This window comes from Paraburkholderia sp. RAU2J (assembly GCF_003634845.1).
Taxonomy (GTDB): Bacteria; Pseudomonadota; Gammaproteobacteria; order Burkholderiales; family Burkholderiaceae; genus Paraburkholderia; species Paraburkholderia fynbosensis.
In genome coordinates this window covers 1,053,605-1,079,135 of the sequence record NZ_RBXG01000001.1, presented here as the reverse complement: position 1 = coordinate 1,079,135, position 25,531 = coordinate 1,053,605, and the positions used below count along the sequence as shown (strand labels likewise).

At 59.2% G+C, this 25,531-nt stretch carries 23 protein-coding genes, 4 tRNA genes and 1 rRNA gene; 27 read left to right on the top strand and 1 reads right to left on the bottom strand.

Annotated features, from left to right (window positions below; genetic code table 11):
- Window positions 1-34: 34 nt before the first annotated feature.
- The 12 genes from rrf to rplL all read left to right on the top strand — a co-directional run bounded on the left by rrf (window position 35) and on the right by rplL (window position 5,504).
- A 5S ribosomal RNA gene (rrf, locus tag B0G69_RS05075) occupies window positions 35-148 on the top strand.
- Window positions 149-303: 155 nt separating this feature from the next.
- Window positions 304-389: transfer RNA gene (locus tag B0G69_RS05070), tRNA-Tyr, on the top strand.
- Between the two features lie 41 nt (window positions 390-430).
- A tRNA-Gly gene (locus tag B0G69_RS05065) sits at window positions 431-504 on the top strand.
- A 16-nt stretch (window positions 505-520) separates the two neighbouring features.
- A tRNA-Thr gene (locus B0G69_RS05060) sits at window positions 521-595 on the top strand.
- Between the two features lie 63 nt (window positions 596-658).
- Window positions 659-1,849, top strand: a complete 1,191-nt coding sequence (gene tuf, locus B0G69_RS05055) for an elongation factor Tu (RefSeq protein ID WP_121315898.1) — start codon at window positions 659-661, stop codon at window positions 1,847-1,849.
- A gap of 64 nt (window positions 1,850-1,913) precedes the next feature.
- A tRNA-Trp gene (locus B0G69_RS05050) sits at window positions 1,914-1,989 on the top strand.
- 36 nt (window positions 1,990-2,025) lie between these two features.
- Window positions 2,026-2,406 carry a preprotein translocase subunit SecE gene (secE, locus tag B0G69_RS05045; RefSeq protein ID WP_121315905.1) on the top strand — a complete coding sequence of 127 codons (381 nt, stop codon included), beginning with the start codon at window positions 2,026-2,028 and terminating at the stop codon, window positions 2,404-2,406.
- A gap of 1 nt (window position 2,407) precedes the next feature.
- Complete coding sequence (nusG, locus tag B0G69_RS05040) at window positions 2,408-2,965, top strand: transcription termination/antitermination protein NusG (RefSeq protein ID WP_007180147.1); 558 nt, start codon at window positions 2,408-2,410, stop codon at window positions 2,963-2,965.
- Between the two features lie 164 nt (window positions 2,966-3,129).
- Window positions 3,130-3,561, top strand: coding sequence for a 50S ribosomal protein L11 (gene rplK, locus B0G69_RS05035; protein WP_111932936.1), 432 nt, complete (start codon window positions 3,130-3,132; stop codon window positions 3,559-3,561).
- A complete protein-coding gene (rplA, locus tag B0G69_RS05030; protein ID WP_121315904.1) occupies window positions 3,562-4,260 on the top strand; it encodes a 50S ribosomal protein L1 in 699 nt (232 codons plus the stop codon).
- A gap of 302 nt (window positions 4,261-4,562) precedes the next feature.
- Window positions 4,563-5,066: a 50S ribosomal protein L10 gene (rplJ, locus tag B0G69_RS05025; protein ID WP_042329779.1), complete on the top strand. Its 504-nt coding sequence runs from the start codon at window positions 4,563-4,565 to the stop codon at window positions 5,064-5,066.
- Between the two features lie 63 nt (window positions 5,067-5,129).
- Entirely contained in the window at window positions 5,130-5,504 is a 375-nt protein-coding gene (gene rplL, locus B0G69_RS05020; RefSeq protein ID WP_121315903.1) for a 50S ribosomal protein L7/L12, read from the top strand.
- A gap of 72 nt (window positions 5,505-5,576) precedes the next feature.
- On the opposite strand, the gene B0G69_RS40945 is transcribed toward rplL, so the two are convergent.
- Entirely contained in the window at window positions 5,577-5,750 is a 174-nt protein-coding gene (locus tag B0G69_RS40945; RefSeq protein ID WP_158608919.1) for a hypothetical protein, read from the bottom strand.
- Between the two features lie 124 nt (window positions 5,751-5,874).
- Here B0G69_RS40945 and rpoB point away from each other — a divergent pair, with 124 nt between their 5' ends.
- The 15 genes from rpoB (at window position 5,875) to rpsC (ending at window position 25,530) form a co-directional block, all read left to right on the top strand.
- Window positions 5,875-9,981, top strand: a complete 4,107-nt coding sequence (rpoB, locus tag B0G69_RS05015) for a DNA-directed RNA polymerase subunit beta (RefSeq protein WP_121315902.1) — start codon at window positions 5,875-5,877, stop codon at window positions 9,979-9,981.
- Between the two features lie 21 nt (window positions 9,982-10,002).
- On the top strand, window positions 10,003-14,241 hold the full coding sequence (gene rpoC, locus B0G69_RS05010) for a DNA-directed RNA polymerase subunit beta' (RefSeq protein WP_121315901.1): 4,239 nt from the start codon (window positions 10,003-10,005) through the stop codon (window positions 14,239-14,241).
- A gap of 200 nt (window positions 14,242-14,441) precedes the next feature.
- Window positions 14,442-16,289: a DNA helicase RecQ gene (gene recQ / locus B0G69_RS05005; RefSeq protein WP_121315900.1), complete on the top strand. Its 1,848-nt coding sequence runs from the start codon at window positions 14,442-14,444 to the stop codon at window positions 16,287-16,289.
- Between the two features lie 221 nt (window positions 16,290-16,510).
- Window positions 16,511-16,891, top strand: a complete 381-nt coding sequence (gene rpsL / locus B0G69_RS05000) for a 30S ribosomal protein S12 (protein WP_006998493.1) — start codon at window positions 16,511-16,513, stop codon at window positions 16,889-16,891.
- A 178-nt stretch (window positions 16,892-17,069) separates the two neighbouring features.
- The gene (gene rpsG / locus B0G69_RS04995; protein ID WP_006053291.1) at window positions 17,070-17,540 is read left to right on the top strand and encodes a 30S ribosomal protein S7; all 471 of its coding nucleotides are present in this window, start codon (window positions 17,070-17,072) and stop codon (window positions 17,538-17,540) included.
- 133 nt (window positions 17,541-17,673) lie between these two features.
- Window positions 17,674-19,776: an elongation factor G gene (gene fusA, locus B0G69_RS04990; RefSeq protein WP_121315899.1), complete on the top strand. Its 2,103-nt coding sequence runs from the start codon at window positions 17,674-17,676 to the stop codon at window positions 19,774-19,776.
- Window positions 19,777-19,823: 47 nt separating this feature from the next.
- On the top strand, window positions 19,824-21,014 hold the full coding sequence (gene tuf / locus B0G69_RS04985) for an elongation factor Tu (protein WP_121315898.1): 1,191 nt from the start codon (window positions 19,824-19,826) through the stop codon (window positions 21,012-21,014).
- 138 nt (window positions 21,015-21,152) lie between these two features.
- The gene (rpsJ, locus tag B0G69_RS04980; protein ID WP_006998489.1) at window positions 21,153-21,464 is read left to right on the top strand and encodes a 30S ribosomal protein S10; all 312 of its coding nucleotides are present in this window, start codon (window positions 21,153-21,155) and stop codon (window positions 21,462-21,464) included.
- Window positions 21,465-21,665: 201 nt separating this feature from the next.
- Window positions 21,666-22,325 carry a 50S ribosomal protein L3 gene (gene rplC, locus B0G69_RS04975; RefSeq protein WP_007180137.1) on the top strand — a complete coding sequence of 220 codons (660 nt, stop codon included), beginning with the start codon at window positions 21,666-21,668 and terminating at the stop codon, window positions 22,323-22,325.
- Window positions 22,325-22,945: a 50S ribosomal protein L4 gene (gene rplD, locus B0G69_RS04970; protein ID WP_007180136.1), complete on the top strand. Its 621-nt coding sequence runs from the start codon at window positions 22,325-22,327 to the stop codon at window positions 22,943-22,945. The genes rplC and rplD overlap by 1 nt, the downstream gene beginning before the upstream one ends.
- Window positions 22,942-23,256 carry a 50S ribosomal protein L23 gene (gene rplW / locus B0G69_RS04965; protein ID WP_007180135.1) on the top strand — a complete coding sequence of 105 codons (315 nt, stop codon included), beginning with the start codon at window positions 22,942-22,944 and terminating at the stop codon, window positions 23,254-23,256. Before rplD ends, rplW begins: the two co-directional genes overlap by 4 nt.
- A gap of 2 nt (window positions 23,257-23,258) precedes the next feature.
- Window positions 23,259-24,086, top strand: coding sequence for a 50S ribosomal protein L2 (gene rplB / locus B0G69_RS04960; RefSeq protein WP_121315897.1), 828 nt, complete (start codon window positions 23,259-23,261; stop codon window positions 24,084-24,086).
- Window positions 24,087-24,096: 10 nt separating this feature from the next.
- Window positions 24,097-24,372: a 30S ribosomal protein S19 gene (gene rpsS, locus B0G69_RS04955; RefSeq protein ID WP_004199273.1), complete on the top strand. Its 276-nt coding sequence runs from the start codon at window positions 24,097-24,099 to the stop codon at window positions 24,370-24,372.
- A 7-nt stretch (window positions 24,373-24,379) separates the two neighbouring features.
- Window positions 24,380-24,712, top strand: a complete 333-nt coding sequence (rplV, locus tag B0G69_RS04950) for a 50S ribosomal protein L22 (protein WP_007180133.1) — start codon at window positions 24,380-24,382, stop codon at window positions 24,710-24,712.
- Between the two features lie 11 nt (window positions 24,713-24,723).
- Complete coding sequence (gene rpsC, locus B0G69_RS04945) at window positions 24,724-25,530, top strand: 30S ribosomal protein S3 (RefSeq protein WP_012434570.1); 807 nt, start codon at window positions 24,724-24,726, stop codon at window positions 25,528-25,530.
- The last annotated feature ends 1 nt before the right edge of the window (window position 25,531 follow it).

Here is a 25,531-nt window from a genome sequence, read left to right as displayed (position 1 = left end):
GCCGCCCCCAGAGGCGACACGACAACAAGTCATGCCTGATGACCATAGCGAGTCGGTCCCACCCCTTCCCATCCCGAACAGGACCGTGAAACGACTCCACGCCGATGATAGTGCGGATTGCCCGTGTGAAAGTAGGTAATCGTCAGGCTCCCCAGCAGCAACAGAAACCCCACCCCCAAAAGGTGGGGTTTCTGCGTTTACGGAAGGACTGGCATCACTATATAAGTGAGAGCCTTGGGTTTGGAACAGTCAAGCAAGTCTTGACAACAAGCGGTTGTTCCCCCATAATCATCAGTTCTCTGCGGAGGGGTGCCCGAGTGGCTAAAGGGGGCAGACTGTAAATCTGTTGGCTTACGCCTACGTTGGTTCGAATCCAACCTCCTCCACCAGAATGCAAGTTGTAGCAGTTGTTGGGAATCCATGCATCCTTGCGGGTGTAGCTCAATGGTAGAGCAGAAGCCTTCCAAGCTTACGACGAGGGTTCGATTCCCTTCACCCGCTCCAGCAATACAGAAGTAGCGCCCATGTGGCTCAGTGGTAGAGCACTCCCTTGGTAAGGGAGAGGTCGGCAGTTCGATCCTGCCCATGGGCACCAGAAGTACTCGGTGATTGTTTGCGCCCGGCGCAACGTACGGAAAAATCCTCTTAGGAGTCGAAAATGGCCAAGGGTAAGTTTGAGCGGACCAAGCCGCACGTGAACGTCGGCACGATCGGTCACGTTGACCACGGCAAGACCACGCTGACGGCAGCGATCACGACGGTTCTGACGCAGAAGTTTGGCGGCGAAGCGAAGGCATACGACCAGATCGACGCGGCGCCGGAAGAAAAGGCACGTGGTATCACCATCAACACGGCACACGTCGAGTACGAAACGGCTAACCGCCACTACGCCCACGTCGACTGCCCGGGCCACGCTGACTATGTGAAGAACATGATCACGGGCGCAGCGCAGATGGACGGCGCGATCCTGGTGTGTTCGGCTGCAGACGGCCCGATGCCGCAGACGCGTGAGCACATCCTGCTGGCGCGTCAGGTTGGCGTTCCGTACATCATCGTGTTCCTGAACAAGTGCGACATGGTGGACGACGCTGAGCTGCTGGAGCTGGTCGAGATGGAAGTTCGCGAACTTCTGTCGAAGTACGACTTCCCGGGCGACGACACGCCGATCATCAAGGGTTCGGCCAAGCTGGCGCTGGAAGGCGACAAGGGCGAGCTGGGCGAAGTGGCGATCATGAGCCTGGCCGACGCGCTGGACACGTACATCCCGACGCCGGAGCGCGCGGTTGACGGTTCGTTCCTGATGCCGGTGGAAGACGTGTTCTCGATCTCGGGTCGCGGCACGGTGGTGACGGGTCGCGTTGAGCGCGGCATCGTCAAGGTCGGCGAAGAAATCGAAATCGTCGGTATCAAGCCGACGGTGAAGACGACCTGCACGGGCGTGGAAATGTTCCGCAAGCTGCTCGACCAGGGTCAGGCAGGCGACAACGTGGGTATCCTGCTGCGTGGCACGAAGCGTGAAGACGTGGAGCGTGGCCAGGTTCTGGCGAAGCCGGGTTCGATCAACCCGCACACGCACTTCACGGCTGAAGTGTACGTGCTGAGCAAGGACGAAGGTGGCCGTCACACGCCGTTCTTCAACAACTATCGTCCGCAGTTCTACTTCCGTACGACGGACGTGACGGGCTCGATCGAGTTGCCGAAGGACAAGGAAATGGTCATGCCGGGCGACAACGTGTCGATCACGGTGAAGCTGATCAACCCGATCGCGATGGAAGAAGGTCTGCGTTTCGCCATTCGCGAAGGCGGCCGTACGGTCGGCGCTGGTGTGGTTGCCAAGATTCTCGAGTAACGCCAGATAGTTCTCGTTGATCGGTGGTTTCGGGGTTGGCGGTGTCGTCCACCCCAAATGGTTTAGGGGCATAGCTCAACTGGCAGAGCGTCGGTCTCCAAAACCGAAGGTTGGGGGTTCGATTCCCTCTGCCCCTGCCAACTCTTGCGTCGTGTATGGCGCTTCGTTAAGGTGTTATGGCGAATCCTTCCGTCGAAACTGTAAATACATCCGGCGACAAGTTGATGCTCGTTGCAGGCGTATTGTTGGTCTTGGCCGGGTTCGTGGGGTTCTTCTGGCTCAATGGTCAGGAATGGTACATCCGCGGAGCTGCCTTGGCTGTTGGTGCGATCGCGGGTGTTGTGGTCGGTCTTCTCTCCGCGCCTGGCAAGAGTTTTATCGCTTTCGCCAAAGATTCGTACAAGGAAGTCCGTAAGGTTGTTTGGCCTACTCGCAAAGAGGCTACCCAGACAACGCTCGTAGTTTTCGGCTTCGTGTTCGTCATGGCAATTTTTCTTTGGGTTAGTGATAAATCCATCGAATGGGCGATTTTCTCGGTGATTCTGGGTTGGAAATGATATGAGCGATACTCCGGCATCTCCGAGTGGCAAGCGTTGGTATGTGGTGCACGCCTACTCCGGCATGGAGAAGAGCGTGCAACGTGCGCTTCAAGAGCGCATCGAACGTGCTGGCATGCAAGATCAGTTTGGTCAAATCCTCGTTCCGACTGAAGAAGTGGTCGAGGTAAAGGGTGGTCACAAATCGGTGACCGAACGTCGTTTCTTCCCGGGCTACGTGCTTGTGGAAATGGAAATGACAGACGAAACGTGGCACCTAGTGAAGAACACGGCTAAAGTGACCGGTTTCGTTGGCGGTGCGCGAAATCGTCCGAGCCCGATTTCCCCGCGGGAAGTCGAGAAGATCATGTCGCAAATGCAGGAAGGCGTGGAAAAGCCGCGCCCGAAGACCCTGTTCGAAGTTGGCGAAATGGTCCGGGTGAAGGATGGCCCTTTCACGGATTTCAACGGCAGCGTCGAAGAAGTGAACTACGAAAAGTCTCGCGTCCGTGTTTCCGTCACAATCTTCGGCCGCGCAACGCCGGTCGAGCTGGAATTCGGCCAGGTCGAAAAGTTGTAATGCAGAATTCCACGGGGCGCACCAATCGGTGCGCCCCGTATTTCGCGCTTACGGCCCGCGTAAAGGTCGTTGAGGAGCGTCAGTAGTCGATTTTTGGCGAACGCGCGCTACTACTCACTGAACGTTCGCAAGTTTTCCTGCAGCGTTCCAAAGAGGTTTTCAACATGGCAAAGAAGATCATCGGCTTTATCAAGCTGCAGATTCCTGCAGGTAAAGCCAACCCGTCGCCGCCGGTCGGTCCGGCACTGGGCCAGCGCGGCCTGAACATCATGGAGTTCTGCAAGGCGTTCAACGCGCAGACTCAAGCAATGGAACCGGGCCTGCCGATTCCGGTTGTGATCACCGCGTTTGCTGACAAGAGCTTCACGTTTGTCCTGAAAACGCCGCCGGCTACGGTGCTGATCAAAAAGGCTGCGAAGATCGACAAGGGCTCAAGCAAGCCGCATACCGACAAGGTCGGCAAGATTACCCGTGCTCAAGCAGAAGACATCGCCAAGGCCAAGATGCCCGATCTGACGGCAGCTGATCTGGATGCAGCGGTTCGTACGATCGCTGGTAGCGCCCGCTCGATGGGCATCACCGTGGAGGGCGTGTAAATGGCTAAGCTTTCGAAGCGTCTGCAAGCTTTTGCAGCCAAGGTAGATCGTCAGAAGCTGTACGCGATCGACGAAGCTCTGTCGATCGTCAAGGAATGCGCAAGCGCGAAGTTCGATGAGTCGATCGACGTTGCAGTGCAACTCGGCATCGACGCGAAGAAGTCGGATCAAGTGGTTCGTGGTTCGGTCGTGCTGCCGGCTGGTACCGGTAAGTCGGTCCGCGTCGCAGTGTTCGCGCAAGGTGAAAAGGCCGAGCAAGCTCGTGCAGCTGGCGCAGAAGTCGTCGGTATGGAAGACCTGGCTGAACAGGTCAAGGCTGGCAAGCTGGACTTCGACATCGTGATCGCCTCGCCGGACACGATGCGTGTCGTCGGTACGCTGGGTCAGATTCTCGGCCCCCGCGGCCTGATGCCGAACCCGAAGGTCGGTACGGTTACGCCGGACGTCGCGACTGCAGTCAAGAACGCCAAGGCTGGCCAGGTGCAATTCCGTGTCGACAAGGCCGGTATCATCCACGCGACCATCGGCCGTGCTTCGTTTGAGCCGACGGCTCTGCGTAGCAACCTGAGCGCGCTGGTCGAAGCCCTGCAAAAGGCAAAGCCGACAACGAGCAAGGGTGTCTACCTGCGTAAGGTTGCGGTGTCGAGCACGATGGGTGTTGGCGTTCGCGTCGACCAGGCATCGCTCGCAGCACAGTAATAAATTTCATCGCCTTGACGTAAGTCGGGGCGGTTTTATGGGCTTTGGGCGGTTGTGAGGTGGCAGTCTGCATCGCACAGCCGGTTGTCAAAGACCGTTGGCGGGCAAGCAGCAGGTAGGCGAGTCCTTAATGTAAAGCCAACGCAGATGGCGAACCCGAAAAGGTTTTGTAGTGATGAAGCCGGTTGATGTCCGCAGCAATGCGGGTGTCGGGCGGTCGAAATACTCCTGACTGGTCGGACGCCGTTATTGAACGCGGTACACAATGCGCACGCTGCGTGTATCGAATCTGGAGGTTAACCGTGCCACTCAACAAAGAAAGCAAGCAGGCTGTGGTCGCTGAGGTTGCCGCGCAAGTCGCGAAAGCCCAGACCGTGGTTCTGGCTGAGTATCGTGGAATCGCGGTTGGCGATCTGACCAAGCTGCGCGCGAAAGCGCGTGAGCAACAGGTTTACCTTCGCGTGTTGAAAAACACGCTGGCGCGTCGCGCTGTCGAAGGTACCCCGTTTGCTCCGTTGGCAGAGCAGATGACTGGCCCCCTGATCTACGGCATCTCGGAAGATGCAATTGCTGCTGCTAAGGTCGTCAACGACTTCAGCAAGGGCAATGACAAGTTGGTCATCAAGGCTGGTTCCTACGAAGGCAAGGTGATGGACAAAGCTGGCGTGCAAGCGCTGGCAAACATCCCGAGCCGCGAAGAACTGCTCTCCAAGCTGTTGTACGTTATGCAAGCACCTGTTTCCGGCTTTGCGCGCGCTTTGGCCGCGCTGGCAGAAAAGAAACAAGGCGAAGAAACCGCTGCGTAACGCACTTCAGCCGAGCGTGATTGATCGCTGGCTGTATCCGAATTCAATTTAGGAGTATTTCAAATGGCAATCGCAAAAGAAGACATCCTCGAAGCCGTAGGCTCGATGTCGGTTCTGGAACTGAACGAGCTGGTCAAGGCGTTCGAAGAAAAGTTTGGCGTGTCGGCAGCTGCTGTTGCAGTGGCAGGCCCGGCAGGCGGCGGCGCTGCTGCTGCTGCTGAAGAGCAGACCGAATTCACGGTCAACCTGGTTGAGGTTGGCGCCAACAAGGTTTCCGTCATTAAGGCTGTTCGTGAACTGACGGGTCTCGGCCTGAAGGAAGCGAAGGACCTGGTCGACGGTGCTCCGAAGCCTGTTAAGGAATCGGTACCGAAGGCTGCTGCTGAAGAAGCCAAGAAGAAGTTGGAAGAAGCCGGCGCGAAGGCTGAAATCAAGTAAGTTTCAGCGCGCTGTGCGAAGGCTGGCGGTTTTCCACCGCCGGCCTTTTTGTGCTTTGTGGGAGCCGCGTTTTTACAGGACCGTTTCGGTAGAAACGAGACTCCCAGAAGCCAAAGAAAACCGCCCTTCGGCAATATTGACCGGCGTTTTTCTTTGTCTTCTGAAGCGACTGCAGAAGGCAAGTTTGGTCGGGTAGCGGGCAACATAGGCATCCGCTGCCGTCAGCCAGCGGTTGGTAGCGGCCAACCACCAAGCTTCTAGGCTCGTTCAAGCCATCGGACGGCCATCGGGTCTCAGTCGGTGAACACTCGGGTTGTCTCATCAAGGTATCCTGCCTCGACAACAATGCCCGCCGTGATTCGGAGATCGTATGCAATATTCCTTCACCGAGAAGAAGCGCATTCGCAAGAGTTTTGCGAAGCGCCCCATCGTTCACCAAGTACCTTTCCTGCTGGCTACCCAGCTTGAATCATTCAGCACGTTTCTGCAAGCAGACACGTCGTCTACGCAACGCAAGCCGGAAGGCCTGCAAGCTGCGTTTACCTCCGTTTTCCCGATCGTTTCGCATAACGGGTTCGCTCGTCTCGAGTTCGTCAGCTACATGCTGTCGCCGCCGGCATTCAACATCAAGGAATGTCAGCAGCGCGGTTTGACGTACTGCTCGGCCCTGCGCGCGAAAGTACGTCTGGTGCTGCTCGACAAGGAATCGCCGAGCAAGCCGGTCGTCAAGGAAGTGAAGGAACAGGAAGTGTATATGGGCGAAATTCCGCTCATGACGCCGACCGGTTCGTTCGTCATCAACGGCACGGAACGTGTGATCGTTTCGCAGCTGCACCGTTCGCCGGGCGTGTTCTTTGAACACGACAAGGGCAAGACGCACAGCTCGGGCAAGCTCCTGTTCTCCGCCCGTATCATTCCTTATCGCGGTTCGTGGCTCGACTTCGAGTTCGACCCGAAGGACGTGCTGTATTTCCGTGTCGACCGTCGCCGCAAGATGCCGGTCACGATCCTGCTTAAGGCAATCGGCCTCACGCCGGAGCAGATTCTCGCAAACTTCTTCGTGTTCGACAATTTCACGCTGATGCCGGAAGGCGCGCAGATGGAATTCGTGCCGGAGCGTCTGCGTGGCGAAGTCGCGCGCTTCGACATCTCGGACCGCGACGGCAACGTGATCGTCCAGAAGGACAAGCGGATCAACGCGAAGCACATTCGCGACCTGGACAACGCGAAGACCAAGTTCATCTCGGTCCCGGAAGACTATCTGCTCGGCCGCGTGCTGGCGAAGAACGTCGTCGATGGCGACACCGGTGAAGTCATCGCCAACGCGAACGACGAAATCACCGAAACCGTCCTCGAGAAGCTGCGCGAAGCGAAGATCAAAGACATCCAGACGCTCTACACGAACGATCTGGATCAAGGTCCGTACATCTCGTCGACCCTGCGTATCGACGAAACCGCGGACAAGATGGCCGCTCGCATCGCGATCTACCGCATGATGCGTCCGGGCGAACCGCCGACCGAAGAAGCGGTCGAGGCGCTGTTCAACCGTCTGTTCTACAGCGAAGACGCATACGACCTGTCCAAGGTGGGTCGTATGAAGTTCAATCGTCGCGTGGGTCGCGACGAAATCGTCGGTCCGATGACGTTGCAAGACGACGACATCCTCGCCACGATCAAGATCCTGGTCGAACTGCGTAACGGCAAGGGCGAAGTGGACGACATCGACCACTTGGGCAATCGCCGTGTGCGTTGCGTCGGCGAACTGGCGGAAAACCAGTTCCGTGCAGGTCTCGTGCGTGTCGAACGTGCTGTGAAGGAACGCCTCGGCCAGGCCGAAAGCGAAAACCTGATGCCGCACGATCTGATCAACTCGAAGCCGATTTCGTCGGCGATTCGCGAGTTCTTCGGTTCGTCGCAGCTGTCGCAGTTCATGGACCAAACGAATCCGCTGTCGGAAATCACCCACAAGCGCCGTGTTTCGGCACTTGGCCCGGGCGGTTTGACGCGTGAGCGCGCTGGCTTTGAAGTCCGCGACGTGCACCCGACTCACTACGGTCGTGTGTGCCCGATTGAAACACCGGAAGGTCCGAACATCGGCCTGATCAACTCGCTGGCTCTGTACGCGCACCTGAACGAATACGGCTTCCTCGAAACGCCGTACCGCAAGGTCGTGGACAGCAAGGTCACCGATCAGATCGATTACCTGTCGGCGATCGAAGAAGGCCGTTACGTGATCGCTCAGGCGAACGCGGCGGTGGCTGCCGACGGCTCGCTGACCGACGAACTGGTGTCGTCGCGTGAAGCCGGCGAAACGCTGATGGTCACGCCGGATCGCATCCAGTACATGGACGTGGCGCCGTCGCAGATCGTGTCGGTTGCAGCATCGCTGATTCCGTTCCTCGAGCACGATGACGCGAACCGCGCATTGATGGGTTCGAACATGCAGCGTCAGGCTGTGCCGTGTCTGCGTCCTGAAAAGGCCGTGGTCGGTACGGGTATCGAACGCACCGTGGCTGTCGACTCGGGTACGACGGTTCAGGCATTCCGCGGCGGTGTGGTCGATTACGTCGACGCAGGCCGTATCGTGATTCGCGTGAACGACGACGAAGCGGTTGCGGGCGATGTCGGTGTGGACATCTACAACCTGATCAAGTACACGCGTTCGAACCAGAACACGAACATCAACCAGCGTCCGATCGTGAAGATGGGCGATAAGGTTGCGCGCGGCGACGTGCTAGCTGACGGCGCATCGACCGATCTGGGTGAGCTCGCGCTCGGCCAGAACATGCTGATCGCGTTCATGCCGTGGAACGGCTACAACTTCGAAGACTCGATTTTGATCTCGGAGAAGGTGGTTGCTGACGACCGCTACACGTCGATCCACATCGAAGAACTGAATGTCGTGGCTCGCGACACGAAGCTCGGACCGGAAGAAATCACGCGCGACATTTCGAACCTCGCGGAAGTGCAGCTTGGCCGTCTCGACGAGTCGGGCATCGTGTACATCGGCGCGGAAGTCGAAGCGGGCGACGTGCTGGTCGGTAAGGTCACGCCGAAGGGCGAAACCCAGCTGACGCCGGAAGAGAAGCTGCTGCGCGCGATCTTCGGCGAGAAGGCTTCGGACGTGAAGGACACGTCGCTGCGCGTGCCGTCGGGCATGAGCGGCACGGTGATCGACGTTCAAGTGTTCACGCGTGAAGGCATTCAGCGCGACAAGCGTGCGCAACAGATCATCGACGATGAACTGAAGCGCTATCGCCTCGACCTGAACGACCAGCTGCGCATCGTGGAAGGCGACGCGTTCCAGCGTCTCGCACGCATGCTCGACGGCAAGGTCGCGAACGGCGGTCCGAAGAAGCTCGCGAAGGGAACGAAGATCGAACAGGCTTACCTGGAAGATCTCGACCACTACCACTGGTTCGACATTCGCCTCGCGGACGAAGAAGCAGCGGCGCAGCTCGAAGCGATCAAGAACTCGATCGAGGAAAAGCGTCACCAGTTCGATCTGGCGTTCGAAGAAAAGCGCAAGAAGCTCACGCAGGGCGACGAACTGCCGCCGGGCGTGCTGAAGATGGTCAAGGTCTACCTGGCCGTCAAGCGTCGTCTGCAGCCTGGCGACAAGATGGCCGGCCGTCACGGTAACAAGGGTGTCGTGTCGAAGATCGTTCCGATCGAAGATATGCCGTACATGGCCGACGGCCGTCCGGCTGACGTCGTTCTGAACCCGCTCGGCGTGCCGTCGCGGATGAACGTGGGTCAGGTTCTCGAAGTACATCTGGGTTGGGCCGCGAAGGGTCTGGGCTGGCGTATCGGCGAAATGCTGCAGCGTCAGGCGAAGATTGCTGAACTGCGCGAATTCCTGACCAAGATCTACAACGAGTCGGGCCGTGCTGAAGAGCTGGACAGCTTCACCGACGACGAAATCGTCGAACTGGCGAAGAACCTGCGCGAAGGCGTGCCGTTTGCAACGCCGGTGTTCGACGGTGCGACGGAAGAAGAAATGTCGCGCGCGCTGGATCTGGCATTCCCGGATGACATCGCGAAGAACCTCGGCATGACGCCGTCGAAGAATCAGGTTCGTCTGTACGACGGCCGCACGGGCGAGATGTTCGAACGTACGGTGACGGTCGGCTACATGCACTACCTGAAGCTGCACCACCTGGTCGACGACAAGATGCACGCGCGTTCCACGGGCCCGTACTCGCTCGTGACGCAGCAGCCGTTGGGCGGTAAGGCGCAGTTCGGTGGCCAGCGTTTCGGTGAGATGGAAGTATGGGCGCTCGAAGCGTACGGCGCATCGTACGTGCTGCAGGAAATGCTGACGGTGAAGTCGGACGACGTGACAGGCCGGACCAAGGTGTACGAGAACCTGGTCAAGGGCGATCACGTGATCGATGCAGGCATGCCGGAATCCTTCAACGTGTTGGTGAAGGAAATCCGCTCGCTCGGTATCGACATCGACCTCGACCGCAACTAATCGGACTACTGGAGAGAAGCGATGAAAGCTTTGCTCGATCTATTCAAGCAAGTCCAACAACCTGAAGTTTTTGACGCGATCAAGATCGGTCTGGCCTCGCCGGACAAGATCCGTTCGTGGTCGTTCGGTGAAGTGAAGAAGCCAGAAACCATCAACTACCGGACGTTCAAGCCGGAGCGCGATGGTCTGTTCTGCGCGAAGATTTTTGGTCCGATCAAGGACTACGAATGCCTTTGCGGTAAGTACAAGCGCCTGAAGCACCGTGGCGTGATCTGCGAGAAGTGCGGCGTCGAAGTGACGTTGGCGAAGGTGCGTCGCGAACGGATGGGCCACATCGAACTGGCCTCGCCGGTCGCGCACATCTGGTTCCTGAAGTCGCTGCCGTCGCGTCTGGGCATGGTGCTCGACATGACGCTGCGCGACATCGAACGCGTGCTGTACTTCGAAGCATATGTGGTGATCGATCCGGGCATGACGCCGCTGAAAGCGCGGCAGATCATGACCGAAGAGGATTACTACAACAAGGTCGAAGAATACGGTGACGAATTCCGTGCCGAGATGGGCGCGGAAGGCGTTCGCGAGTTGCTGCGCGCGATCAACATCGACGAACAGGTCGAGATGCTCCGTACCGAACTCAAGAACACGGGTTCGGAAGCGAAGATCAAGAAGTACGCGAAGCGCCTGAAGGTGCTCGAGGCTTTCCAGCGTTCGGGCATCAAGCCTGACTGGATGGTGCTCGAAGTGCTGCCAGTGCTGCCGCCGGAACTTCGTCCGCTGGTGCCGCTGGATGGTGGCCGCTTCGCGACGTCGGACCTGAACGACCTGTATCGCCGCGTGATCAACCGTAACAACCGGTTGAAGCGTCTGCTCGAGCTGAAGGCGCCTGAAATCATCGTCCGCAACGAAAAGCGGATGCTGCAGGAAGCCGTCGATTCGCTGCTCGACAACGGCCGTCGTGGTAAGGCGATGACCGGCGCGAACAAGCGTCCGCTGAAGTCGCTCGCTGACATGATCAAGGGTAAGGGCGGTCGTTTCCGTCAGAACTTGCTCGGTAAGCGCGTGGACTACTCGGGCCGTTCGGTGATCGTGGTCGGCCCGACGCTCAAGCTGCATCAGTGCGGTCTGCCGAAGCTGATGGCGCTCGAACTGTTCAAGCCGTTCATCTTCAACAAGCTCGAAGTGATGGGTGTCGCTACCACCATCAAGGCTGCGAAGAAGGAAGTCGAGAACCAGACGCCGGTGGTGTGGGACATCCTGGAAGAGGTGATCCGCGAGCATCCGGTCATGCTGAACCGTGCGCCGACGCTGCACCGTCTTGGCATTCAGGCTTTCGAGCCGGTGCTGATCGAAGGGAAGGCAATCCAGCTGCACCCGCTCGTTTGCGCGGCGTTCAACGCCGACTTCGACGGTGACCAGATGGCTGTTCACGTGCCGCTGTCGCTGGAAGCGCAGATGGAAGCGCGCACGCTGATGCTGGCGTCGAACAACGTCCTGTTCCCGGCCAACGGCGATCCGTCGATCGTGCCGTCGCAGGATATCGTGCTCGGCCTGTACTACGCGACTCGCGAAGCCGTGAACGGCAAGGGCGAAGGCCTGACGTTCACGGGTGTCTCGGAAGCGCTGCGTGCATACGAGAACAAGGAAGTCGAGCTGGCCTCCCGCGTCAACGTGCGGATCACGGAAATGGTCCACAACGAAGACAAGTCGGAAGGCGCGCCGGCGTTCGTGCCGAAGATCTCGCTGTACGCGACGACCGTCGGTCGTGCAATCCTGTCGGAAATTCTGCCGCCGGGCCTGCCGTTCTCGGTGCTGAACAAGCCGCTGAAGAAGAAGGAAATCTCGCGTCTGATCAACACCGCATTCCGCAAGTGCGGTCTGCGCGAAACGGTGATTTTCGCCGACCAGTTGATGCAGTCGGGTTTCCGTCTGGCAACGCGCGCTGGTATCTCGATCTGCGTCGACGACATGCTTGTGCCGCCGCAGAAGGAAACCATCGTCGGCGACGCCGCGAAGAAGGTGAAGGAATACGACCGTCAGTACATGTCGGGTCTCGTCACGTCGCAAGAGCGCTACAACAACGTGGTCGACATCTGGTCGGCAACGTCGGAAGCGGTCGGCAAGGCGATGATGGAACAGCTGTCGACGGAACCGGTCACTGACCGAGACGGCAACGAAACGCGTCAGGAATCGTTCAACTCCATCTACATGATGGCGGACTCGGGCGCTCGTGGTTCCGCGGTTCAGATTCGTCAGCTGGCCGGTATGCGTGGCCTGATGGCGAAGCCGGACGGCTCGATCATCGAGACGCCGATTACGGCGAACTTCCGTGAAGGCCTGAACGTGTTGCAGTACTTCATCTCGACCCACGGTGCACGTAAGGGTCTGGCTGATACGGCACTGAAGACGGCGAACTCGGGTTACCTGACGCGACGTCTCGTCGACGTGACGCAGGATCTCGTGGTGGTCGAGGACGATTGCGGTACGTCCAACGGCGTCGCGATGAAGGCGTTGGTCGAAGGCGGTGAAGTCGTCGAAGCGCTGCGTGACCGTATTCTTGGTCGCGTGACGGTGGCTGACGTCGTCAATCCGGAATCGCAGGAAACGCTGTACGAAACGGGCACGCTGCTCGACGAAGACGCGGTCGAAGAAATCGAACGCCTCGGCATCGACGAAGTGCGCGTGCGTACGCCGCTGACTTGCGAAACGCGTTACGGTCTGTGCGCAGCCTGCTACGGCCGCGACCTGGGCCGGGGCTCGTCGGTCAACGTCGGTGAAGCAGTCGGCGTGATCGCGGCGCAGTCGATCGGTGAACCGGGCACGCAGCTCACGATGCGTACGTTCCACATCGGTGGTGCGGCATCGCGTGCGGCAGTGGCTTCGTCGGTCGAAGCGAAGTCGAACGGTACGGTGCGTTTCACGGCGACGATGCGTTACGTCACCAACGCGAAGGGCGAGCAGATCGTCATCTCGCGTTCGGGCGAAGCGATGATCACCGACGACCACGGTCGCGAGCGCGAACGTCACAAGGTGCCGTACGGCGCGACGCTGTTGCAACTGGACGGCGCGCAGATCAAGGCCGGCACGCAACTGGCGACGTGGGATCCGATGACGCGTCCGATCATCACCGAGTACGGTGGCACGGTGAAGTTCGAAAACGTCGAAGAAGGCGTGACCGTTGCGAAGCAGATCGACGATGTGACGGGTCTGTCCACGCTGGTCGTGATCGACGTGAAGCGTCGCGGTTCGCAAGCGTCGAAGACGGTGCGTCCGCAGGTCAAACTGCTCGATGCGAGCGGCGAAGAAGTCAAGATCCCGAACACCGAGCACTCGGTGCAGATCGGCTTCCAGGTCGGCGCTCTGATCACCGTGAAGGATGGTCAGCAAGTGCAGGTGGGCGAAGTGCTCGCACGTATCCCGACCGAATCGCAGAAGACGCGTGACATTACCGGCGGTCTGCCGCGTGTGGCGGAACTGTTCGAAGCACGTTCGCCGAAGGACGCAGGTATTCTGGCGGAAGTCACGGGTACGACGTCGTTCGGTAAGGACACGAAGGGCAAGCAGCGTCTCGTGATCACGGACCTCGAGGGCAACCAGCACGAGTTCCTGATCGCGAAGGAAAAGCAGGTTCTGGTGCACGATGGTCAAGTCGTCAACAAGGGCGAAATGATCGTCGACGGGCCGGCGGATCCGCACGACATCCTGCGTTTGCAGGGCGTCGAAGCGCTGTCGCGTTACATCGTGGACGAAGTGCAGGACGTGTACCGTCTGCAAGGCGTGAAGATCAACGACAAGCACATCGAAGTGATTGTTCGTCAGATGCTGCGCCGCGTGCAGATTACGGACAACGGTGATACGCGTTTCATCCCGGGCGAACAGGTCGAGCGGTCGGATATGCTCGACGAAAACGACCGTATGATCGCGGAAGACAAGCGTCCGGCAACGTACGAAAACGTGTTGCTCGGTATCACGAAGGCGTCGCTGTCGACCGATTCGTTCATCTCCGCGGCGTCGTTCCAGGAAACGACTCGCGTGCTGACCGAAGCGGCGATCATGGGCAAGCGCGACGATCTGCGTGGTCTGAAGGAAAACGTGATCGTCGGCCGCCTGATTCCGGCCGGTACGGGTCTCGCGTTCCACAAGGCACGCAAGAGCAAGGAACTGTCCGACCGCGAGCGTTTCGATCAGATCGCAGCGGAAGAGTCGTTCGAATTCGGTACGCCGGAAACCCCGGCTGCCGAACAGCAGCACTCAGGCGAGTAAGTCCCGGCGGCGCACGCCGCCCGGGGCCCTAGCCAGCGAAGCCGCTCAGTTTCGACTGAGCGGCTTTTTTTATGCGCCTCTTTTTTGGCGCTTGTGTCGATTCGTAGGCCGAATGGCTAACGTTGTCGCAAAGCGCGGGCGCAGCACGAATGCGTTGGTAAAATTCGTGTCACCGGCTTTTGGCTGCTTCTCTCAAATTCATGTCCCGTCCGCTCGAAATCCTCAACGAAGTCTTCGGTTATCCCGCGTTCAGAGGGCAGCAGGGCGAAATTGTCGAGCACGTCGCCGGCGGCGGCGACTGCCTCGTGCTGATGCCGACGGGCGGCGGCAAGTCGCTGTGTTATCAGATTCCGTCGCTGGTGCGGCGCGAAGGCGGCTTCGGCACGGGGATCGTCGTGTCGCCACTGATCGCCCTGATGCAGGACCAGGTGGCCGCGCTAACCGAAGTCGGTGTGCGCGCCGCGTATCTGAACTCGACGCTGTCGGGCGCCGAGGCGATGGCCACCGAGCGCGCGCTGCGCGACGGCGAGATCGACCTGCTTTACGTCGCGCCGGAACGCCTGATGACGCCGCGTTTTCAGGAGTTACTTGAGCGCACGCGTATCGGTCTGTTCGCAATCGACGAAGCGCATTGCGTATCGCAGTGGGGACACGATTTCCGCCCCGAATATATTCAGTTGTCGGTGCTGCACGAGCGCTTCCCGAACGTGCCGCGGATCGCGCTCACTGCGACCGCGGACGCGATCACGCGCGACGAAATCATTCACCGTCTGGCGCTCGATGACGCGCGCATCTTCGTGTCGAGCTTCGACCGGCCGAACATCCGCTACCGCATCGTCGAAAAAGACAATGCGCGCACGCAATTGCTGGACTTCATCCGCGCCGAACATTCGAAGCCGGATGGCACCACTGACGCCGGTGTGGTCTATTGCCTGTCGCGCCGGAAGGTTGAAGAAACAGCGGAGTGGCTGAAAGAAAAAGGCATGCGCGCGCTGCCGTATCACGCCGGCATGGAGTTCGAGATTCGCCAGAAGCATCAGGAGATGTTCCAGCGCGAGGAGGGCATCGTGATGTGCGCGACGATCGCGTTCGGCATGGGCATCGACAAACCGGACGTCCGGTTCGTGGCGCACCTGGATTTGCCGAAGAGTGTCGAAGGTTATTACCAGGAAACCGGCCGGGCCGGTCGCGACGGCATGCCGGCGAACGCATGGATGGCCTACGGTCTCGGCGATGTCGTACAGCAACGCAAGATGATCGACGAATCCGATGCCGACGACGCCCACAAGCGCGTTCAAACCGGCAAGCTCGACGCGCTGCTCGGTTTGTGCGAGGCGGCGACCTGCCGGCGTGTCCGGCTGCTCGCTTACTTTGGCGAAACCAGCAAGCCGTGCGGGAACTGCGACAACTGTCTCGAACCGCCCGCAACCTGGGATGCGACGCGCGAGGCGCAGATGGCGCTGTCCTGTGTGTTTCGAGCGCAGCGCGCGAGCGGCTTTCATTTTGGCGCCGGGTATCTGATCGACATTCTGCGCGGCAATCGCAGCGAGAAGATCATGCAGCGCGGCCACGAAAAGCTCACCACGTTCGGCATCGGCGCGGTGCTTGGCGAGCCGGAGTGGCGCGCGGTGTTTCGCCAGCTGGTGGCGTTCGGCTATCTGACGGTCGATCACGAAGGTTTTGGTTCGCTGGTGCTGACCGAAGCAAGCAAGCCGGTGCTCAAGGGCGAGCAGAACGTGACGATGCGCCGCTACGTGAAACCGACCCGTACGCGCCAGTCGTCCGGACGCACCAGCGAACGTGCCGATCCGACGATCGGCATGGGGCCGCGCGAACGCGCCCGCTGGGAGCGTTTGCGCACGTGGCGCACCGAAACGGCGAAAAGCGACGGCGTGCCGGCTTATGTGATCTTCCACGATGCGACGCTGGCGGAAATCGCCCGTAACGGCCCCGGTTCCATTGAGGATTTGCGCGGTATTCCGGGCATGGGCGCCCGTAAACTCGACCGTTTCGGCGACGAATTGCTGGAAGTCGTTGCCGCCGATTGAGCGCCCCGTCAATGCGACGGAAGGTCGGCAGGGGTGCGAAACATCGCAACCTGTTGACTCCCTTAGTATTTTCGGAATATTATGCTAGGTTCCGGTTCTTGGAATGCCTGCGCGCGAAGCCAATTCACGCACTGACAGCCCGTCCGGAAGTTCGATGCGCAATCGTTTCTGCTTTGCCCGGAAACAGATGCGTCGATTTTGTTCAATTTCAGGAATAAACAATGCCAACCATCAATCAACTGGTTCGCAAAGGCCGCGCGTCGGAAACGACGAAGAGCAAGAGCCCGGCTTTGCAGGACTGCCCCCAGCGTCGCGGTGTGTGCACCCGTGTGTACACCACGACGCCGAAGAAGCCTAACTCGGCACTGCGTAAGGTTGCCAAGGTTCGTCTGACGAACGGCTTCGAAGTTATTTCGTACATCGGTGGTGAAGGCCACAACCTGCAGGAACACTCGGTCGTGCTGATTCGCGGCGGCCGTGTGAAGGACTTGCCGGGTGTGCGTTACCACATGGTTCGCGGCTCGCTGGATACCCAGGGCGTCAAGGATCGTAAGCAGGCTCGCTCGAAGTACGGTGCGAAGCGTGCCAAGGCTGGCAAGTAATCTAGCCGGTTTAGTAGTTTCAGGTCGCCTGCAAAGGCGGTAATAGCGGTGGTGCCGGAATCGCCGGTGCTGTCGAGTAAGTGGTCACCCGACCGGGCTGGTAAGTCTTGAAGATGAATCGGGTTAGTTGGTGGCCGCGGGGCTGAGTAGCTCCAACTGAAAAGTTAAAGGAAGAAACATGCCGCGTCGTCGCGAAGTCCCCAAGCGGGAAGTGTTGCCGGATCCGAAGTTCGGTAACGTTGATGTAGCTAAGTTCATGAACGTGCTGATGTTGTCCGGCAAGAAGTCGGTTGCTGAACGTATCGTGTACGGCGCTTTCGAACAGATCCAGACCAAGGGTGGCAAGGACCCGCTGGAAGTGTTCACGGTAGCGCTCAACAACGTCAAGCCGGTGGTCGAAGTCAAGAGCCGCCGCGTTGGTGGTGCGAACTATCAGGTTCCGGTCGAAGTGCGCCCGTCGCGTCGTATGGCATTGGCGATGCGTTGGCTGCGTGAGGCCGCGAAGAAGCGCAGCGAGAAGTCGATGGCCCTGCGTCTGGCAGGTGAACTCTCCGAAGCGGCCGAAGGCCGTGGTGGCGCAATGAAGAAGCGCGACGAAGTTCACCGGATGGCAGAAGCCAACAAGGCGTTCTCGCACTTCCGTTTCTAAGCTTCCCGAACCCGGGTTTAGCGGAAAAACGGAAAGAAATTCCGGGCGGGTGCGCTTACAAAGCGCCTCGCCCGTTTGTGTTACAGCGCGATGGGTATTTTCTCGCATCGCGTCATCCCAATAGAGGATCAAAGTGGCTCGCAAGACACCTATCGAGCGCTACCGTAACATCGGTATTAGCGCTCACATCGACGCCGGCAAAACGACGACGACCGAGCGCATCCTGTTCTACACCGGCGTGAACCACAAGATTGGTGAAGTTCACGACGGCGCTGCCACCATGGACTGGATGGAGCAGGAGCAGGAACGCGGTATCACGATCACGTCCGCTGCTACCACGGCGTTCTGGAAAGGCATGGCCGGCGACCGCGCTGAGCACCGCATCAACATCATCGACACCCCGGGCCACGTCGACTTCACGATTGAAGTTGAGCGTTCGATGCGCGTGCTCGACGGCGCGTGCATGGTGTACTGCGCTGTGGGCGGCGTGCAGCCCCAATCGGAAACCGTGTGGCGTCAGGCTAACAAGTACAAGGTTCCCCGTCTCGCGTTCATCAACAAGATGGACCGTACCGGCGCGAACTTCTTCAAGGTCTACGACCAGCTCAAGCTGCGTCTGAAGGCGAACCCGGTTCCGGTCGTGGTGCCTATCGGCGCGGAAGAAAGCTTCACGGGCGTCGTCGATCTGCTGAAGATGAAGGCGATCATTTGGGACGACGCGTCGCAAGGCACGAAGTTCTCGTACGAAGACATCCCGGCAGAGCTGGCTGACACGTGCAACGAGTGGCGCGAGAAGATGGTCGAAGCGGCTGCTGAGTCGAGCGAAGACCTGATGAACAAGTACCTGGAAGAGGGCGAGCTCTCTGAAGCGGAAATCATCAAGGGTCTGCGCGACCGTACGATCGCTTGCGAAATCCAGCCGATGCTGTGCGGCACCGCGTTCAAGAACAAGGGCGTGCAACGCATGCTGGACGCCGTGCTCGACTTCCTGCCGTCGCCGATCGACATCCCGCCGGTTACCGGCGAGTTGGAAAACGGCGAGCAAGGTGAACGCCGCGCTGCTGACGACGAAAAGTTCTCGGCCCTGGCATTCAAGATCATGACCGACCCGTTCGTCGGGCAACTGATCTTCTTCCGCGTGTACTCGGGCGTTGTGAATTCTGGCGACACCGTGCTGAACGCGACCAAGGACAAGAAGGAACGTCTGGGTCGCATTCTGCAGATGCACGCGAACCAGCGCGAAGAAATCAAGGAAGTCCGCGCAGGCGACATCGCTGCTGCAGTCGGCCTGAAGGACGCGACGACCGGCGACACGCTGTGCGATCCGCAAAGCCCGATCGTGCTCGAGCGCATGATTTTCCCGGAGCCGGTGATTTCGCAGGCTGTTGAGCCGAAGACGAAGCCAGACCAGGAAAAGATGGGTCTCGCGCTGAACCGTCTGGCTCAGGAAGATCCGTCGTTCCGCGTTCAAACGGACGAAGAGTCGGGCCAAACCATTATTTCGGGCATGGGCGAGCTCCACCTGGAAATTCTGGTCGACCGTATGCGTCGTGAATTCGGCGTGGAAGCGACCGTCGGCAAGCCGCAGGTCGCTTACCGCGAAACGATTCGCGGCAAGGCGGAAGACGTTGACGGCAAGTTCGTCAAGCAGTCAGGTGGTCGCGGCCAGTACGGTCACGCGGTCATCACGCTCGAGCCGAACGAGCAGGGCAAGGGCTACGAGTTCCTGGACGAGATCAAGGGCGGTGTGATTCCGCGTGAATACATCCCGGCAGTCGACAAGGGTATCCAGGAAACGCTGAAGGCAGGCGTGCTGGCGGGCTTCCCGGTCGTTGACGTGAAGGTTCACCTGACGTTCGGCTCGTACCACGACGTTGACTCGAACGAAAACGCGTTCCGCATGGCCGGTTCGATGGCGTTCAAGGAAGCAATGCGCAAGGCTCAGCCGGTCATCCTCGAACCGATGATGGCCGTCGAAGTCGAAACGCCGGAAGACTACATGGGCAACGTGATGGGCGACCTGTCGGGCCGTCGCGGCATCGTGCAGGGCATGGACGATATGGTCGGCGGCGGCAAGATCGTTCGCGCAGAAGTCCCGCTGTCGGAAATGTTCGGCTACTCGACGTCGCTGCGTTCGCTGACCCAAGGTCGTGCAACGTACACGATGGAGTTCAAGCACTACTCCGAAGCACCGCGCAACGTGTCGGAAGCGATCATCAACGCGAAGTCGAAGTAAGCGCGCGGCAAGTCATTTAACGATTAACTTTTTGAAAGAAGAGAAACATGGCTAAAGGTAAATTCGAACGGACCAAGCCGCACGTGAACGTCGGCACGATCGGTCACGTTGACCACGGCAAGACCACGCTGACGGCAGCGATCACGACGGTTCTGACGCAGAAGTTTGGCGGCGAAGCGAAGGCATACGACCAGATCGACGCGGCGCCGGAAGAAAAGGCACGTGGTATCACCATCAACACGGCACACGTCGAGTACGAAACGGCTAACCGCCACTATGCCCACGTCGACTGCCCGGGCCACGCTGACTATGTGAAGAACATGATCACGGGCGCAGCGCAGATGGACGGCGCGATCCTGGTGTGCTCGGCTGCAGACGGCCCGATGCCGCAAACGCGTGAGCACATCCTGCTGGCGCGTCAGGTTGGCGTTCCGTACATCATCGTGTTCCTGAACAAGTGCGACATGGTGGACGACGCTGAGCTGCTGGAGCTGGTCGAGATGGAAGTTCGCGAACTTCTGTCGAAGTACGACTTCCCGGGCGACGACACGCCGATCATCAAGGGTTCGGCCAAGCTGGCGCTGGAAGGCGACAAGGGCGAGCTGGGCGAAGTGGCGATCATGAGCCTGGCCGACGCGCTGGACACGTACATCCCGACGCCGGAGCGCGCGGTTGACGGTTCGTTCCTGATGCCGGTGGAAGACGTGTTCTCGATCTCGGGTCGCGGCACGGTGGTGACGGGTCGCGTTGAGCGCGGCATCGTCAAGGTCGGCGAAGAAATCGAAATCGTCGGTATCAAGCCGACGGTGAAGACGACCTGCACGGGCGTGGAAATGTTCCGCAAGCTGCTCGACCAGGGTCAGGCAGGCGACAACGTGGGTATCCTGCTGCGTGGCACGAAGCGTGAAGACGTGGAGCGTGGCCAGGTTCTGGCGAAGCCGGGTTCGATCAACCCGCACACGCACTTCACGGCTGAAGTGTACGTGCTGAGCAAGGACGAAGGTGGCCGTCACACGCCGTTCTTCAACAACTATCGTCCGCAGTTCTACTTCCGTACGACGGACGTGACGGGCTCGATCGAGTTGCCGAAGGACAAGGAAATGGTCATGCCGGGCGACAACGTGTCGATCACGGTGAAGCTGATCAACCCGATCGCGATGGAAGAAGGTCTGCGTTTCGCCATTCGCGAAGGCGGCCGTACGGTCGGCGCTGGTGTGGTTGCCAAGATTCTCGAGTAAAATCGCGGATTGTGACCTTGCAGTACATGCAGTAAGTGGTGCCCGGAGCCGGGCGCCGGCCCCAAGCGGGCGCCCGGCTCTACGTTCTTTTACTATCTGGCGGCGCAATACCGCCTCGCTCTTTTCCAAGGAATTGTCATGCAGAACCAGAAAATCCGCATTCGCCTGAAGGCTTTCGACTATCGCCTGATCGATCAATCGGCAGCTGAAATCGTCGACACGGCTAAGCGGACTGGCGCAATCGTTCGTGGTCCGGTGCCCCTGCCGACCCGCATTCAACGCTTCGACATCCTGCGTTCGCCGCACGTCAACAAGACGTCGCGCGATCAGCTTGAAATCCGTACGCACCAACGGCTGATGGACATCGTCGATCCGACGGACAAGACCGTTGACGCATTGATGAAGCTCGATCTGCCGGCTGGCGTGGACGTTGAAATCAAGCTGCAATAAGGCTTCCGGAGCTTGTCCGGCCTGCCGGACAGCGCTAAGTCATTGATTGCTTGCGGAAAACGAAAAGCCTCGCTATAATGCAAGGCTTTTCGCGCATTTGCGCAAAAAAGTCGGTGCGCTGCAGCGTGAATTCACGCCCGAAACGGCACCGGCATTTTGTAAATTAGCCCCGACCAATCGCAGTCGGGAATGGAGAAAACGATGAGCCTTGGACTCGTAGGTCGCAAGGTTGGCATGACCCGTATCTTCACGGCAGAAGGGGATTCGATTCCCGTTACCGTGCTGGACGTGTCCGACAACCGCGTGACGCAGATCAAGACTGTTGAAACCGACGGCTACACGGCCGTGCAGGTTGCATTCGGTACGCGCCGTGCATCGCGCGTGACGAAGCCGTTGGCCGGTCATCTCGCCAAAGCCGGTGTTCAAGCCGGTGAAATCCTCAAAGAATTCCAGATTGATGCCGCCAAGGCTGCCGAGTTGTCGAACGGCACCGTGGTCGGTCCCGACCTGTTCGAAGTAGGCCAGAAGGTCGACGTGCAAGGCGTGTCGATCGGTAAGGGCTACGCCGGTACCATCAAGCGTTACAACTTCGCATCCGGCCGTGCATCGCACGGTAACTCGCGCTCGCACAACGTGCCGGGTTCGATCGGTATGGCGCAGGATCCGGGCCGTGTTTTCCCGGGTAAGCGCATGACCGGTCACATGGGTGACGACACGGTAACGGTGCAAAACCTCGAAATCGCTCGTATCGACGCTGACCGCAAGCTGTTGCTGGTCAAGGGCGCCGTTCCGGGTGCGAAGGGTGGCAAGGTATTCGTTACGCCGGCCGTGAAGACGCGTGCCGTGAAAGGAGCGAAATAATGGAACTTAAGCTCCTGAATGCCAATGGTCAGGAAGGTGCAGGCGTTAGCGCGTCGGACGTCGTGTTCGGCCGCGATTACAACGAAGCCCTGATTCACCAGGTAGTGGTGGCGTATCAAGCGAATGCCCGTAGCGGCAACCGCGCGCAGAAGGACCGTGAGCAAGTCAAGCACACGACCAAGAAGCCGTGGCGCCAGAAGGGTACGGGCCGCGCCCGTGCCGGTATGTCGTCGAGCCCGTTGTGGCGCGGCGGTGGCCGGATCTTCCCGAATTCGCCGGAAGAAAACTTTTCGCACAAGGTCAACAAGAAGATGCATCGCGCAGGTCTCTGCTCGATCTTCTCGCAGCTGGCCCGCGAAGGCCGCATCTCGGTGGTCGACGAGCTGACGCTCGAAGCGCCGAAGACGAAGCTGCTGGCCGAAAAATTTAAGGCGATGGGTCTCGACTCCGTGCTGGTGATTACCGACACGGTTGACGAAAACCTGTACCTCGCGTCGCGCAACCTCGCCCATGTGGCAGTTGTCGAGCCGCGTTACGCCGACCCGCTGTCGCTGATCTACTTCAAGAAGATCCTGATCACGAAGGCTGCGGTCGCCCAGATCGAGGAGTTGCTGTCATGAGCGAGATTCGCAAGAACGATCATCGTTTGATGCAGGTCCTGCTCGCGCCGGTGATCTCCGAAAAGGCGACGCTGGTGGCCGACAAGAACGAGCAAGTTGTGTTCGAAGTCGCGCCCGATGCCACGAAGCAGGAAGTGAAAGCTGCAGTCGAGCTGCTGTTTAAGGTGGAAGTCAATTCCGTCAACGTGCTGGTCTCGAAGGGCAAAGCCAAGCGCTTTGGCCGCTTCATGGGCAAGCGCAAGGACGTGAAGAAGGCGTACGTCTGCCTGAAGCCCGGCCAGGAAATCAACTTTGAAGCGGAGGCCAAGTAATCATGGCAATCGTTAAAGTTAAGCCGACTTCGCCGGGTCGCCGTGCGATGGTCAAGGTGGTCAACAAGGATCTGCATAAGGGCAAGCCGTACGCACCGCTGCTCGACTCGCAATCCTCGACCGCCGGCCGTAACAACAACGGTCACATCACCACGCGTCATAAGGGTGGTGGTCACAAGCATCACTATCGTGTCGTCGATTTCCGTCGCAACAAGGACGGTATCGCAGCGAAGGTGGAACGTCTCGAGTATGACCCGAACCGTAGCGCGAACATCGCGCTGGTTCTGTACGCAGACGGCGAACGCCGCTACATCATTGCTCCGAAGGGTGTCACCGTCGGTCAGCAACTGATGTCGGGTTCGGAAGCGCCGATCCGCGCAGGCAACACGCTGCCGATCCGCAACATTCCGGTCGGTACGACGATCCACTGCATCGAAATGCTGCCGGGCAAGGGCGCGCAAATGGCGCGTTCGGCTGGTACGTCGGCGATGCTGTTGGCTCGTGAAGGCATCTACGCACAGGTCCGCCTGCGCTCGGGTGAAATCCGCCGCGTCCACGTTGAGTGCCGCGCGACGATTGGTGAAGTTGGCAACGAAGAGCATAGCCTCCGTCAAATCGGTAAGGCTGGCGCAAACCGCTGGCGCGGTATCCGCCCGACGGTGCGTGGCGTTGCAATGAACCCGGTCGATCACCCGCACGGCGGTGGTGAAGGCAAGACGGCTGCAGGTCGCGATCCGGTGAGCCCGTGGGGCACGCCGGCTAAGGGTTATCGCACCCGCAGCAACAAGCGCACGACGAGCATGATCGTCCAGCGCCGTCACAAGCGTTAAGGAGTAGGCAATGGCACGTTCTGTAAAAAAAGGTCCGTTCTGCGACGCCCATTTGCTGAAGAAAGTTGAGGCGGCAGCAGCTTCGCGGGATAAGAAGCCGATCAAAACCTGGTCGCGTCGCTCGACGATCCTCCCGGATTTCATCGGTCTGACGATCGCCGTTCACAACGGCCGTCAACACGTTCCGGTGTACATCTCGGAAAACATGGTCGGCCACAAGCTTGGCGAGTTTGCATTGACCCGTACGTTCAAGGGTCATGCAGCCGACAAGAAGGCTAAGAAATAAGGGGCTCATGATGGAAGTGAAAGCAATTCATCGCGGTGCCCGCATCTCGGCGCAGAAAACGCGCCTTGTGGCTGACCAGATCCGCGGTTTGCCGGTCGACAAGGCGCTGAACGTTCTGACGTTCTCGCCGAAGAAGGCTGCGGGAATCGTGAAAAAGGTCGTGCTGTCGGCGATCGCGAATGCGGAGCATAACGAAGGCGCCGATATCGATGAGCTCAAGATCACGAGCATCTACATCGACAAGGCTGCATCGCTCAAGCGTTTCACCGCGCGCGCTAAAGGCCGTGGTAACCGCATCGAGAAGCAATCCTGTCACATCACTGTGACGGTCGGGAATTAAGGGGTCATACGATGGGACAGAAAATTCATCCGACTGGCTTCCGTTTGGCCGTCAGCCGCAATTGGGCGTCGCGTTGGTACGCGAACAACAACAATTTCGCGGCGATGTTGCAGGAAGACATCGGTGTTCGTGAATACCTGAAGAAGAAGTTGAAGAACGCGTCCGTCGGCCGCGTTGTGATCGAGCGTCCTGCAAAGAACGCACGTATCACGATTTTCAGCTCGCGTCCGGGTGTCGTGATCGGCAAGAAGGGTGAAGACATTGAACTGCTGAAGTCCGAGCTGCAAAAGCGCATGGGCGTTCCGGTTCACGTCAACATCGAAGAAATCCGCAAGCCGGAAACCGATGCGCAACTGATCGCCGATTCAATCACGCAACAGCTCGAGCGCCGGATTATGTTCCGCCGCGCGATGAAGCGTGCGATGCAAAACGCAATGCGTCTGGGTGCTCAAGGCATCAAGATCATGAGCGCTGGCCGTCTGAACGGTATCGAAATCGCTCGTACGGAATGGTATCGCGAAGGTCGCGTACCGCTTCATACGCTGCGTGCTGATATCGACTACGCGACGTCTGAAGCGAAGACGACGTACGGCATCATCGGCGTGAAGGTGTGGGTCTACAAGGGCGACACGCTCGGCCGCAACGACGCTCCGGTGGTTGAGGAAGTCGCCGAAGAAAAGCGTCCGCGCCGCAACGCACGTCCGGGTGGCGATCGCCGTCCGCGTCGCGATGGTGAAGGTGGTGGCCCGGCAGGTGCACGCCGTGGCGCTCCTCGTCGTGCTGGCGGTGCCGGCGGCGACGGGAAGACTGGAGAATAAC